Source organism: Serpentinimonas barnesii, assembly GCF_000696225.1.
Lineage (GTDB): Bacteria > Pseudomonadota > Gammaproteobacteria > Burkholderiales > Burkholderiaceae_C > Serpentinimonas > Serpentinimonas barnesii.
In genome coordinates this window covers 47,889-61,090 of record NZ_BAWN01000032.1, presented here as the reverse complement: position 1 = coordinate 61,090, position 13,202 = coordinate 47,889, and the positions used below count along the sequence as shown (strand labels likewise).

12 protein-coding genes are annotated in these 13,202 nt (G+C 66.8%); 4 read left to right on the top strand and 8 right to left on the bottom strand.

The genetic code is table 11. The features are described 5' to 3' along the window. Positions 1–35: 35 nt before the first annotated feature. From SRAH_RS09615 to SRAH_RS09585, 7 genes are all read right to left on the bottom strand, one after another. Complete coding sequence (locus SRAH_RS09615) at positions 36–2,750, bottom strand: DUF349 domain-containing protein (protein WP_045477063.1); 2,715 nt, start codon at positions 2,748–2,750, stop codon at positions 36–38. 229 nt (positions 2,751–2,979) lie between these two features. Further along, the gene (locus SRAH_RS09610) at positions 2,980–3,645 is read right to left on the bottom strand and encodes a CBS domain-containing protein (RefSeq protein WP_029463134.1); all 666 of its coding nucleotides are present in this window, start codon (positions 3,643–3,645) and stop codon (positions 2,980–2,982) included. Positions 3,646–3,750: 105 nt separating this feature from the next. Continuing rightward, entirely contained in the window at positions 3,751–4,947 is a 1,197-nt protein-coding gene (gene hemW / locus SRAH_RS09605) for a radical SAM family heme chaperone HemW (protein ID WP_029463133.1), read from the bottom strand. Beyond that, positions 4,944–5,561: an RdgB/HAM1 family non-canonical purine NTP pyrophosphatase gene (gene rdgB, locus SRAH_RS09600; RefSeq protein ID WP_029463132.1), complete on the bottom strand. Its 618-nt coding sequence runs from the start codon at positions 5,559–5,561 to the stop codon at positions 4,944–4,946. Before rdgB ends, hemW begins: the two co-directional genes overlap by 4 nt. Before the next feature lie 8 nt (positions 5,562–5,569). Continuing rightward, a complete protein-coding gene (rph, locus tag SRAH_RS09595; RefSeq protein WP_029463131.1) occupies positions 5,570–6,349 on the bottom strand; it encodes a ribonuclease PH in 780 nt (259 codons plus the stop codon). Between the two features lie 16 nt (positions 6,350–6,365). Further along, a complete protein-coding gene (locus SRAH_RS09590) occupies positions 6,366–7,355 on the bottom strand; it encodes a PP2C family protein-serine/threonine phosphatase (protein WP_029463130.1) in 990 nt (329 codons plus the stop codon). Beyond that, positions 7,352–8,365 (bottom strand): serine/threonine protein kinase, encoded by a 1,014-nt coding sequence (locus SRAH_RS09585; RefSeq protein WP_029463129.1) that lies wholly within the window; start codon positions 8,363–8,365, stop codon positions 7,352–7,354. The genes SRAH_RS09590 and SRAH_RS09585 overlap by 4 nt, the downstream gene beginning before the upstream one ends. 51 nt (positions 8,366–8,416) lie before the next feature. Between SRAH_RS09585 and SRAH_RS09580 the strand changes: the two genes are divergently transcribed. From SRAH_RS09580 to SRAH_RS09565, 4 genes are all read left to right on the top strand, one after another. Further along, a complete protein-coding gene (locus SRAH_RS09580; protein WP_029463128.1) occupies positions 8,417–9,331 on the top strand; it encodes a YicC/YloC family endoribonuclease in 915 nt (304 codons plus the stop codon). Positions 9,332–9,333: 2 nt separating this feature from the next. Next, positions 9,334–9,954 (top strand): guanylate kinase, encoded by a 621-nt coding sequence (gmk, locus tag SRAH_RS09575; protein WP_029463127.1) that lies wholly within the window; start codon positions 9,334–9,336, stop codon positions 9,952–9,954. 47 nt (positions 9,955–10,001) lie between these two features. Further along, the gene (gene rpoZ / locus SRAH_RS09570) at positions 10,002–10,205 is read left to right on the top strand and encodes a DNA-directed RNA polymerase subunit omega (protein ID WP_029463126.1); all 204 of its coding nucleotides are present in this window, start codon (positions 10,002–10,004) and stop codon (positions 10,203–10,205) included. Positions 10,206–10,297: 92 nt separating this feature from the next. Continuing rightward, entirely contained in the window at positions 10,298–12,556 is a 2,259-nt protein-coding gene (locus tag SRAH_RS09565; RefSeq protein ID WP_029463125.1) for a RelA/SpoT family protein, read from the top strand. Here the strand turns inward: SRAH_RS09565 and greB are convergent. Next, positions 12,495–13,091, bottom strand: coding sequence for a transcription elongation factor GreB (gene greB, locus SRAH_RS09560; RefSeq protein ID WP_045477040.1), 597 nt, complete (start codon positions 13,089–13,091; stop codon positions 12,495–12,497). The genes SRAH_RS09565 and greB overlap by 62 nt on opposite strands. Positions 13,092–13,202: the final 111 nt, after the last annotated feature.

Sequence of the window (13,202 nt, the reverse complement as noted above, 5' to 3'; positions counted from 1 at the left end):
CATTGTGCCGGGGGCGGGGGGGGCAGCTCCGGGCCTTAGCGCCGCAGCAGCAGCTTGAGCACCGCTTGCAAGCGCTCGGCGGCGGCGGCGTCGTAGGGGCTGGCCAGCACCTGGGCCACGTCCTGGGCCCAGGTTTGGGCTGGGGCCGGGTCGTGGCGGCGCGTGAGCAGTTGCAGTTGCAGGGCGCGCCGGGCATCGAGGTGCGCGGCCGGGGTGGGCAGTTCGGCCCCCATTTCGAGCCGCAGCAGGTGCGTGCCGCGTGCGGCTTCGGCTGTGGCTGTGGGGGCTTTGCCCAAGGCGGTGGCCCAAGCTGCGCGCGCTGCGGCGGCCGCTTTGCCGCCCAGGGCTTGGGCGCTCGGCACGGCCTCGGGGCTGCGCTGCTGCCAGGCCGTGAGCAAGCCCATCAGCGCTTCGCCGTGGGCCTGCGCGGCGAGTTTTTTGAGTGCCAGTTCAGCCTGCTCCAGCGCCTGGCGCTGGGCCCGGAACGCGGCGTCGCCCAAGCGCGGTCCGCGCTCCTCGCGCTCGCTGCGCCAGTCCGGGCGCTCGCCGCCGCGCTGGGGTGCACGCGCATCGCCAAAGCCTCCTTCGCGGGGGCCCCGGCGATCGTCGCGGCCCGCACCCGGGCGGCCGGATTGCGGCTGCGCCCGCGCCATGCCGGGCCGGTCGTCGCCGCGCATGGCCACCAGTTTGCGTGGGGCCGGGGCTGCAGCAGCTGGGGCGGCTGGGGCTTTGCCCTCGGCCTCGGGGGGTGTGGCGAGCGCCACGGGTTCGGTGGTGCTGGCAACCGTGTCGGCGTTCGACTCAGGCTTGGCTGCGGCGTCCGCACTGGCGTCGGAACTGGCTTCGGCCACGGCAGCATCTGGCGCAACAGCATCTGGCTGGGCCGCTTTGGGTGGTGCGGCTACCGGAGCTTGACCGCGCAAACAGGCTTGCAAGGCTTCGGTGGCGGCGCGGATGCGCTGCGCATCGCCTGCGGCACAGGCGGCTTCCAGTGCCTGCGCGGCTTGCAGCACCGCCTGATCGTGGGCGCCAAGCGAGGCGGCCACTTGCTCGCGCTCGGCCGTCTTGCGCTCAAAAGCGGCGTCGATGGGCTGGCGAAACGCCTCCCACAGCTTTTGCTCCAAGCGCCGATCCAGCGGCACCGCCTGCGCTTCCTGCTGCCAGCGTTGCTGCAGCGCCTTCACGGCGTCGATGCGCAGCGGCACCACCTGAGCCAAGGCCTGCGCCTCGGCAATCAGGGCCTGGCGGCGCTGCACGCTCTGGTCTTGCGCGGCTTCAAGGCGCGCGTGTGCCTGGCCGATGGCCGTTTTCCAGAGCGGTTGCAGCTCGGCAAACAGCTTTTCGCTCAGGTGGCCGCTTTGGCGCCAGCGCTCGGCATAGGCATGCAGATCGCGCAGTTGCAGCTTCCAGTCGGTGTGGGTGGCATGCGCCGCCGTCCAGGCCTGCACTTCTTCGATCAGCGCCAGGCGCTGGGCCCGGCTGGCCTGGTTTTGCTGCTTGAGTTGTTCCAGCCACGCTTCAACCTGCTTGTGCGCCTCGTTGCAGGCTTCATCGAATTTTTTCCAGAGGGCCTGGTTGGGCACCCCCCCTTGGTCGGTAGCCTTCCACTGTTCGCGCAACTGGCGCAGCGCCTCTTGCACCTTGCGCCCACCCAAACGCTGCCCCTCCGGGGCCTGGTTGAGCGCCACCGCCTTGGCCAGCAGCTCTTCGCGCAATTGGTCGGCGCGCCAGCGTTGCCAGCCTTCGAGTTCGCTGCTGCTGGCCAGCGCCGCCTGCGCCTCGGCTTCGAGGGCGGGTGGGATGTGGCGACCCTGGTCTTTGAGCACCTGGCGCAAGGCCGCGGCGGCCTTGGGCGCGGTTTTGCTGTGCCCCTGCGCCAACTCTTGCTGCAAGGCGGCCACGGCCGCGGCCACGGCTTGGCTGGCTTGTTGCTGCCGCGCTGCTTGCTCGACCGCATCGACGGCGGCGGGCGGCGTGGCCTCGCCCCGCAAGGCGCGCAATTCGTCGGCCCAAACCGGCACCGCTGGCAGGGCCACCTGCGCATCGGATGCCGCCGCCAAGGCCTGACCGAGCGCGGCGTCAAAGGCTTCCCAGACCAGGTTCAACTGGTTGCGCGATGTGTCAAGCTGCAAGGCGTATTTGGGCTCAAGGCTTTCCCAGACCGGATCGGCGGACAGGCCGCTGGCGTGGCTGGTCCAGGCCGCCACGTCGGAGCGCAAGGGCTCGCGCTGGGCCTGCGCCTCGGCCAGTGCCTTGGTCGAGAGCAACTCGATGCGCTGCGCCAGCATGACGGCGGCTTCGCGCTGCACCTGCACCTGGTGCTGCAGGTCTTCGAGCGCCTTCATGCGCTCGCTCAAGGCCAGCCGCAAGCCCGCCAGCGGCTCGCGCGACAGCGGGGCCCCGGCCTTGGCGGCGTCGCGCTGCCAGCCCATGGCATCGGCCAGGTTCAGGCGCGGCTGGCCCAGCAAGGCCTTGGCCTTGGCTGCCCATTCTTCGGCAATGGCGTCTTGCGCCTTGGTGCGCTTGAGCTCATCGAGTTTGTCTTTGAGCGCCTTGGCCGCGCCTTTGTCGCGGTGCGAGAGTTCGCGAAAAACCTCGGTCATTTGCTCGAGGCTGGGCTCGCTGGCCAGCCATTCGCGCAAGCGGGCGGCGCGCTCGCCCGAGGTTGGCGCCTTGAAGGCGCCCCCGGTGAGGGCGTCGAGTTGCGACAGATCGGCGGCGGGTGGGGCGGACTTGACAGAGGCGTTCACGGCTTCGGAGTAGGCAAGGCAACCCGGCTCCCAGTGGGGGCTAACGGGCACATCGGGTTGATCGGGATGAATAAAAAAATCAGCCACCTATTGTCGCCGCAATCGCAGCCCAAATGGGCTTAGACCGGCAGCAATTCGGCCCCCGGCAGCGCCCTGACACCCAATTTGCAACAGTGGGGACCCCCAACACGGCTTGGGGGCGGCAATCAAGCCGCAGGGGGGCCAAGCCTCAGCCCGCCCACAAGTCCAGCGGCGGGTCGTGCACCACGGCCTTTAGGATGTCGCTGCGGGTGACGAAACCCTCGACCCGGCCCTCGTCATCAACCACCGGCAAGCCTTGCAAGCCGGTATCGAGCAGCACCAGCGCCAGGCGGCGCAGCTCCACCTCGGCGCTGACCGCAGGCACGGGGCTGAGCATGACTTGCGTCAGGGGCTGCGCCATCAGGGCCTGCCAGACCAAGGCGTGCCCGTCGGGGGTGGGCAAACGCTCGGGCTGCATCAGTTCGGCCCGCGACAGCAGCCCGATCACCAAGCCATTGCGGCCCAGCACCGGGGCCTGGCCTACCCCGCGCTGATACAAGACCCACCAACCTTGGCGCACCGTCATGTCGTGCGAGAGGGTCACCGGGTTGCGACTCATGACATCGGCCACGTTGCGCAAGGGCCGTCTGGCCACCGGCGCCCGCTGCAACTGGCTGTAGGCGCTCAAGGCGACGTGGGCACTGCCTCGGTGCTCGGCATTGGGTGGAGTGCCGGTTTCGAGCGCTGGCAGCGGGCGGTCGAACTCGGGCTCGAGCGCGCGCGTGCGCACGCTGCGCAAAGTGGGTACGACGCGGCGCAAGTCCTCCGCCAAGCCGCGGTACATGAGCCCAGACGTGCCATAAATCGCAAACATGGTGCACCCCTCGTACAGACGCCACGCCATGCATTATGGCGGCATGACCCACGCCCCAGCTTTAAACCCATGCGCAGGCGCTCGGCGGCAACGCGGTGGCGGCCTTCAGGGCAAAAACAGGGCTTGCAGGTCGTTGAGAAAATCAAAACCGCGTGCGCTGGGCCGGATGCGCCAGGCGTCGCGCTCGATCCAGCCCTTGGCCTCGGCCTCGGCCAAGGGGGCTTGGATGGCAGTCAGCGGCAGGCCGGTGCGGGCGCCAAAATCGGCCACGGCAAAACCCTCGCGCAAGCGCAGCGCGTTGAGCATGAACTCAAACGGCAATTCGCTGGCCGGCACGTCGTTTTCACTGGCCACCGGCTGGCCCTGCAAGGCCTGCTCCATGTAGCGCTGCGGATCGCGCCAGCGCACCTGGCGCAGCACGCGCTGCGCAAAACTGAGCTTGCCGTGCGCCCCTGCCCCAATGCCGAGGTAGTCGCCAAAGCGCCAGTAGTTCAGGTTGTGGCGGCACTGGTGCTCGGCCCGGGCGTAGGCCGACACCTCGTAACGCTGCAGCCCGGCGCTGGCGCAGCGGGCGCCGATGGCGTCGAGCATGTCATAGGCGCTGTCTTCGTCGGGCAGATGCGGCGGCGGATGCTTGGCAAAGGCGGTGTTGGGCTCGAGCGTGAGGTGATAGAGCGACAGGTGCGGGGGCGCATAGCTGAGGGCGCGCTCGAGGTCTTGCTGCGCATCGGCCAGGGTCTGGCCCGGCAGCGCATACATCAGGTCGAGGTTGAAGCTTGGGAAGTGCTGCGCCGCCTCTTGCACCGCCGCGTGCGCCTGGGCGGCGTCGTGTACCCGACCCAGCGCCTGCAAAAAGCGGTCGTCGAAGGACTGCACGCCCACGCTCAGGCGCGTCACGCCCACGGCGCGGTAGGCGGCAAAGCGCTGGCGCTCAAAGCTGCCGGGGTTGGCTTCGAGCGTGATTTCGGCCTCGGGCAGCAGCGGCAGCAAGGCGCGCAGGTCGGACAGCAAACGCTCCAGCGCCTCGGGCGCCAGCAGGCTGGGGGTGCCGCCGCCGATGAAGACGCTGTGCACAGTGCGCCCCCACACCAGCGGCAGGCTGGCTTCGAGGTCGGCGCGCAGCGCTTGCAGATAGCGCTCCCACGGCGGGGGCGCCGCGCCTTGCACGGCATGCGAATTGAAGTCGCAGTAGGGGCATTTTTTCAGGCACCAGGGCAGGTGCACATACAAGGCCAGCGGCGGCAGGCTGGTGAGCTGGATGCGGCTGGGGCGCTCCAAGCGCACGGCGTGGACCGCGCTCACGACTCGCCCGCCCAAGGCAGCCAGCGCTGGCGCATCAGATCCAGCATGGCGCGCGCCGCTTGGCCACGGTGGCTGAGGCTGTTTTTGAGCGCGGGCGGCAACTGGGCGCAGGTTTGCCCGTATTCGGGCAGATAGAGCACGGGATCGAAGCCAAATCCGTGCGTTCCGGTGGCTTCGGTGGCAATCAGGCCATGCAGGCGCCCGCTGGCCACCAAGGGTTCGGGGTCGTCGGCCGAGCGCAGCGCCACCAAGGTACTGACCAGGGCGGCGCGCCGGTTGCTCTGGCCCTGCATCTGCTCCAGCAAGGCGCGCACGTTGTGGGTGTCGCCCTTGGGGTAGCCAAAGCGGGTGGCGTAGAAGGCGGTGTCTACCCCCGGCTGGCCGCCAAAGGCCTCGACGCACAGGCCGGCGTCGTCGGCCAACGCAGGCAGGCCGCTGGCGGCGCTGGCGTGGCGCGCCTTGGCCAAGGCGTTTTCTACGAAGGTGCGATGCGGCTCGTCGGCCTCGGCAATGCCCAACTCGGACTGGCTCAGCAGCCGCACGCCCAAAGGCTGCAGCAGCGCTTGCAATTCGGCCAGTTTGCCGGCGTTGTGAGTCGCCAGCACCAGGGTCAGCGTCGGCTTCACGGCTGCTGCGAGGCCAAGCCGGGCAAGGGGGCCGCCACGGCGGCGCGCTGCAGTGCGATCAGCTCGGTGATGCCGCTTTCGGCCAGGCGCAGCATCTGGCTCATCTGGTCGTGGCTGAAGGGCTGGCCTTCGGCGGTGCCCTGCACTTCCACGAAATGGCCGGCGCCAGTCATGACCACGTTCATGTCGGTGTCGCAGGCCGAATCTTCGTCGTAGTCCAAATCGAGCAGCGCCACCCCACGCAGCAGGCCGACCGAAACCGCCGCCACGGGTTGCAGCAGGGGCGAACGCGCCAACTGCCCACTGCGCAGCAACTGCTGCACCGCATCGTGCGCCGCCACCCAGGCGCCGGTGATGGCGGCGGTGCGGGTGCCGCCGTCGGCCTGCAGCACGTCGCAATCGAGCGTGAGGGTGCGCTCTCCCAGTGCCTGCAAGTCGAACACCGCGCGCAGCGAGCGCCCGATCAGGCGCTGGATTTCTTGGGTGCGCCCACTTTGCTTGCCCTTGGCGGCTTCGCGCGCGCTGCGGGTGTGGGTGGCACGCGGCAGCATGCCGTATTCGGCCGTGACCCAGCCGGCGCCGCTGCCTTTTTGGTGCGGCGGCACCTTGTCTTCGATCGAGGCGGTGCACAGCACCCGGGTGCGGCCAAACTCGACCAGCACCGAACCCTCGGCGTGGCAGGTGTAGGCGCGCGTCAGGCGCACCGGGCGCAGGGCATGGGCTGGGCGGGCGTCGAGGCGGGCGGGTGCGGGGTGGCTCAAGGTGCTTGCAGTCATGTTAAAAATGGTTCAGCTATTGCGGACGGTTGCGGCGCAAGGCGGTGCGGCGGATGGCGGCTTGGATTTCGTCGATGGATTGCTCGATGCGCTCATCATCGAACACATCGCTATCGTCTGCCAAGGTCGGCTGGGCGTCGGCGCGGGGGCCGGGCGCATCGATGCGAGCGCCGGCGGCAGGCGCACCAGCGGCGCCAAGGTCGACGACCTGACCGAAGCTTGAAATCGGCGCACCCTCAAACAAATCGGCATGCGCCACCCCGGGCTGCGTGGCGCCAGCGCCCTCGCTGCCCCACTGCAGCGCCAACAAGGACACGTTGTCGCTGCGCGGGCCGGCCTTGTGCAAAGCCTGGCGCACCAAGGCCGGCACACTGTGGCGCAGCGCCTGGCCCTGCATGGCCGCCACCAGATCGGCGTCGGCATGGGGGGACCATAGACCATCCGAGCACAGCAGCAGCTGATCGCCGGCCTGCAGGGCCAAGGGGCCGGTGTGGTCGAACAAGGGCGTCGAATGGGAGCCGAGGCAGGTAAACAGCAAATTTCGGTTCGCATGCCGGGACGGGTGCTGAAGCAGTTCCGGCTTGTCTTGGAAGCTGTGGTCGCGGGTGCGGAACCACACCCGCCCGGCGCGCAGCCCGTACAGGCGCGAATCGCCCGCGTGCACCGCCCACAGTTGCTCGTCTTGCAGCAGCGCTGCCACCAGCGTGGTGCGCGGCTGCTCGGCCAAGTCGTTGGCACGGGCGTAATCGACAATGGCGCGGTTGGCTTGCAACAGGGTCTGCTGCAAAAAAACCGGCGGATGGGCCAGCCGCGGCCGGGCCTGCGCCAAAAAAGACTGGGTGAACACCCGCACCGCAATTTCGGCCGCCTGCTCGCCCCCGCTGTAGCCCCCCATGCCATCCGCCAAGGTGAGCAAAATTGCCTCGTGGGTGTAGGTGTAACCGAGGCGGTCTTCGTTGTCGTCGCGCCCCCCTTGGCTGCTGGCCTGAAAAACCGAAAACTTCATGACTCGGGATGAAAACTGGAGCGACCAGAAGGCGTGACGGGAAGCTTGGACGAACCAGGCCAAAAACGACCGACTTGCTGGCGCAGTTTGTCGGCCAGACTGGGGGGGCTAAAGACCGGGGTGGGCTCGCGTTGCAATTCTTTTTGCAACTCGAACACCGACTGCGGCCGCGCCGTGGCCTGCAGCGACATGCACCACTGCACTACCTCGATCAGGTTGTCGGAGTAGAGACCGCGCAGGCGCGTCATGGCCAGCGGCAGCCGGTCTTTTTCGAGGCGCTGCGGGGCGTCGTGGGGTGGGTAGCCTTGCATGCAGGAGTAGAGGCAGGCGCCCACGGCGTACATATCGGTCCACGGGCCCAACTGGGCGCCGCGCTGATACATTTCGGGGGCGGCAAAACCGGGCGTGTACATGGGGCGCACGAAATTGCCCTCGGCGCTGAGCACCTCGCGGGCCGCGCCAAAGTCGATCAAAACGGCTTTGTTGGCATCGGTAATGAAAATATTGGCAGGCTTGATGTCCAAGTGCAGCATTTTATGCTGGTGCACGATGCGCAAACCCCGCAGCAGCTCGTCATAAAGCGAGCGGATGGTGGCTTCACGCAGAATCTTTTTGCGCTTGAGCGCGCGCGCCGTAACGACGAACTCCTGCAGCGAGGCGCCTTCGAGCAGGTCCATGACCATGTAGACGGTCTCGTTTTCTCGAAAAAAGTTCTGCACCCCCACCACCGATGGGTGCGAAATTTGCGCCAGCGCCCGGCCTTCTTCAAAAAAACTTTTGAGCCCGAGCCGGTACAGCGATAGCTTTTCTGGCGGCACCACCGGCAACAACTCGCCGGGGGCGCGCAAGGCCAAGGCAGCGGGCAGGTACTCCTTGAGCGCCACCTTCTGCCCGGCCGGGTCGATCGCCAGATAGACCAGCCCAAACCCCCCACTGGCCAACAGCCGCACCACTCGGTAGCCGCCAATCAGGGTTTCGGGAGGCAAAGGAGCGGGCTTGGTCTTTGACATAATCGGATCAGAGCAAAACCCGCATCGTTGCAAGAAGAAAAGAGTGAATCTGTGCCAGTTTACAGCATGACCGGCTACGCCTGCGCCAGCCGGCGCCTGCACCCCACCGAGGCCGCCCCCCACGCACCCGAGCTCGTGCTGGGGGTGGAGATCCGTTCCGTCAACAGCCGCTTTCTGGACTTGGGGTTTCGCTTGGGCGACGAGCTGCGCGCCTGCGAACCCGTGCTGCGTGAGCGCCTGCAAGCCCGCCTCAAGCGCGGCAAGGTCGAGCTGCGGGCATGGATAGAAGGCCGAACCGAGGCCGCGTGGCGCGCACCCAACAGCGCTGAGCTGCAAAAAATGCTGGCCACACAAGACCAGATCCGCACCTGGATGCCCCAGGCGCGCGAACTCTCAGTGGCCGAGCTGCTGCAACTGCTGTCGCGCGCGCCGCCGCTGCCCGCGGCCTTGAACGATGCCCTTGCCAGCTTGGCCGAACAGGTGCTCGACGAGCTGCGCAGCGCCCGCCAACGCGAGGGCGAGCGGCTGGCCCAGATGCTGCACGATCGGCTCGAACAGTTGCAGGCGCTGGCGCTACAGGCCCAGCCCTTGGTGCCGGCCCAGGTCGAGCAGCAGCGGCTGCGCTTTCTGGAGCGCTGGAACGAGGCCATGGGCCACACCGGCGCCGACTCTGGCACCGCCCCGGCTGCGGCGCACGAGCGCGCCCTGACCGAAGCCACCGCCTACGCCCTGCGGCTCGATATTGCCGAAGAACTCACGCGCCTGCAGTCGCACCTGAGCGAGATCGGGCAACTGCTGCGGCGCGGCGGTGAAGTCGGCAAGCGGCTCGACTTTTTGATCCAGGAACTGCAACGCGAGGCCAACACCTTGGGCAGCAAATCCTCCAGCCTGGCCCTGACGCGCATTGCGGTCGAAATGAAAGTGCTGATCGAACAAATGCGCGAACAGGTGCAAAACCTCGAATAAAAATGGATTACCCCGGCAACCTGTACGTCGTCTGTGCCGCCAGCGGCACCGGCAAATCGAGCCTCGTCAAGGCGTGGCGGCAAGCCGATGCGCAGCTGGCCTTGTCAATCTCGCACACCACCCGGGCCCCACGCGGCCAAGAGCGCAACGGGCGCGAATACCACTTTGTAAACGCCCAGACCTTTGACCAGTTGCTGGCCGAGGGCGCCTTCGTCGAGTGGGCGCACGTGCACGGCCAGCGCTACGGCACCTCGCGCCAGGCGCTGGCCGAGGCACTGCGCAATGGGGCCGACCTGGTGCTCGAGATCGACTACCAAGGCGCCCTGCAAATCAAGCAGCAATTCCCGCATGCGGCCTTGATTTTCGTCCTCCCCCCCAGTTGGGAGGAGCTGCGCACGAGGCTGCAACGGCGTGCCGAAGACAGCGCCGAGGTGATCGAGCTGCGGCTGCGCAACGCCGTGCAAGAGGTGGCCCAAGTCGATCGCTTCGACTTCGTTATAATCAACGACTCATTTGAGCGCGCCCTGTCTGATCTGCAGTCGATTGCCCACGCCCAGCGCTTGCGTGTGGCCACCCAGCGCCGCCTGCGTGCCGCCACCTTCAGCGCGCTGCAAATCGCTTGACTCACAACCGCCCATCCACCCTCCCCCACACAACCTTTTGCACACCCATGGCCCGCATCACCGTCGAAGACTGTCTGGAAAAAATCCCCAACCGCTTCCAGCTCGTGTTGGCCGCCACCTACCGGGCGCGCATGCTCAACCAAGGCCACACGCCCAAAATTGAGAGCAAAAACAAATCGGTCGTGACCGCTCTGCGCGAAATTGCCGACGGCAAAATCGGGCTGGAAATGCTCAAAAAAGTGCCCTCCTGAGCCCCAACCCGGGCCGCGCTGCCGCTCAGCGCAAGGTGAATTTTGGCACCCGACCTGCACGCCAGCGCCAATCCGGCTAAAGTAGGGCCATTATGAGCGACGAAGTCATCACCAGCCCTCCTGCCGGTGCCTTGGCTGCACCGCAGGGCACCGTTGCGGCCAGTTTCTCCGCGCTCGAATCGGCCCTCGATTACCTCAACGCCGCCGAAATCGAGCAGGTGCGGCAGGCCTTTCGCTTTGCCGACCAAGCCCACTTGGGCCAGTTGCGCAACAACGGCGACCCCTACGTCACCCACCCGATTGCCGTCGCGCTGCAGTGCACCGAGTGGAAGCTCGATGTGCAAGCCCTGTGCGCGGCCCTGATGCACGATGTGCTCGAAGACTGCGGCTGCTCCAAGGCCGATTTGGTGCAACAGTTCGGCCCCCAGGTGGCCGATCTGGTCGATGGCCTGACCAAGCTCGACAAACTCGAATTCGACAGCCGCGAGCAAAACCAGGCCGAATCCTTTCGCAAGATGCTGCTGGCCATGGCGCGCGACGTGCGCGTGATCCTCATCAAGTTGGCCGATCGCACCCACAACATGCGCACCTTGGGCGATGTGCCGCGCCGCAAATGGGGCCGCATCAGCACCGAAACACTGGAAATCTACGCCCCCATCGCGCACCGGCTGGGCCTGAACAACAACTACCGCGAGCTGCAAGACCTCGCCTTTAGGCACCTGCACCCGTGGCGCTACCGGGCACTGTCCAAGGCGCTGGAGAAATCGCGCAACCGGCGCAAAGACCTGGTGGCCAAAGTGCGCGGCGAAGTCGAGGGCGCCTTGTTGCGCCACGGCCTGGAAGCGCGCATCGTCGGGCGCGAAAAAACGCTGTTTTCCATCTACAACAAAATGGACAGCAAGCACCTGTCCTTTGCCCAAGTCACCGACCTCTACGGCTTTCGCGTCATCCTGCCCGAGCTGCTCGATTGCTACCGGGCGCTGGGCATCTTGCACCAGATCTACAAGCCGCTGCCGGGCAAGTTCCGCGACTACATTGCCATCGCCAAAATGAACGGCTACCAGTCGCTGCACACCACCTTGATCGGGCCGTTTGGCGCCAACATCGAGTTCCAGTTGCGCACCCCGGCCATGGACGTGGTGGCCGAATCGGGCGTGGCCGCGCACTGGCTCTACAAGTCCAGCGCCACCGATGGCCCAGTGGTGCAAGAGCCCGACGCGCGCTGGCTGCAGTCGCTGCTCGACATCCAACAAGTCAGCCAAGACGCCGCCGAGTTCTGGGACCACATCAAAATCGACCTGTTCCCCGATTCGGTCTATGTGTTTACACCCAAGAGCCGCATTCTCACGCTGGCGCACGGGGCCACGGTGGTGGATTTTGCCTACACCATCCACTCCGATGTGGGCAACCGCGCCATCGGAGCCAAAATCAACGGCGAACAGGTGCCCCTGAGCACCCGGCTCAAAAACGGCGATGTGATCGAAATCCTCACCTCGCCGCACGCGCAACCCAACCCGAGCTGGCTCGGCTTTGTCAAAACCGGGCGCGCACGCTCCAAGATTCGGCACCACCTCAAGACGCTGGCGCTGGAGGAGTCGCAGGCGCTGGGCGAGCGGCTGCTGCTGCAGGCGCTGCGCGCCGAAGGCTTCATCGGCCTGCCCGACGAAACCGACGCCCCCCATCAAGCGGTGTGGGACAAACTGCTGCGTTTTGCGGGCAACCGCAGCCGCCGCGAGCTGCTCACCGACCTTGGGCTGGGCAAACGCATTGCGGGCATGGTGGCCAAAAAACTGGCGGCACTGCTGGGCGAGATCGGCCACAAGCCCGATGTGCTTTTAATCAGCCAAGAGCGCTACGGCATCGCCGCCGAAGACCAGGCCAGCCAGGGCGTGGTTTCGCTCGACGGCAGCGAGGGCGCCTCGGTGCAATACGCCGACTGCTGCCTGCCGATTCCGGGCGACCGCATCGTGGGCTACTTGGGCAAGGGCGAGGGCTTGGTGGTGCACACCGACGACTGCCCCAGTGGCAAGCGCCTGCTGCACCGCGACAGCGAGCGCTTCCTCGAGGTCGAGTGGTCCGAAGAGCCCACGCGCGCCTTCGAAACCAGCGTGCTCGTCACCGTCAACAACGGCAAGGGCGTGCTGGCCAAGGTGGCGGCGGCACTGGCAACGGCCGAAGCCGACATCACGCATTTGCACATGGGCGACGAGCGCGGCCAAAGCACCATCGACCTGCGCTTTGCGCTGGCGGTGCGCGACCGGGTGCATCTGGCGCAGGTGTTGCGCCAACTCAAGCGCACGCCGGCGGTGGTGCGGGCGCAGCGCCTGCGGCCGCAGCGGCCGGGTAGCTGACCGCTATCACCTCCAGCAGCTCCCAGCCCGAAGGGGTGCGCAAGCGGACTTCATCTCCCACCCGCGCTTTGAGCAAGGCCTGCGCCACCGGGGCCACCCAACTAATCTGACCCTGGCTCGGGTCGGCTTCGTCGATGCCCAAAATGGTGACGCGGGTCTGGCTGGCGTCGGCGCGGGCAAACACCACGCTGGCCCCAAAAAACACCTGATCGCTGCCGTGCTGCAAAGCGGGATCGACCACCACGGCGATTTCTAGGCGTTTACCCAAAAAGCGGATGCGGCGGTCGATCTCGCGCAGGCGTTTTTTGCCGTACAGGTAGTCGCCGTTTTCCGATCGATCGCCGTTGCTGGCAGCCCAGTGCACCACCTCGACCACGCGCGGGCGCTCGACGTCGAGCAGGTGCAACAGTTCGGCGCGCAGCCGCGCATGGCCGGCGGGGGTGATGTAGTTTTTGCCACCGGCAGGCAGCGGCGCAGCGCCCACGGCGTCGTCGTCGTCGTCGGGGTCGGTTTCTTTGGTAAAGGCTTTGCTCATGCGGTTGGCCCGAAGCGGACAGGGAGTCTGTTGCAGCGATTGTCCCGCATGGTGGAGCCGCGCCATCGGTGAGAATCACCACTCTGCCGCTCCTTAGCACAAACGCAATTT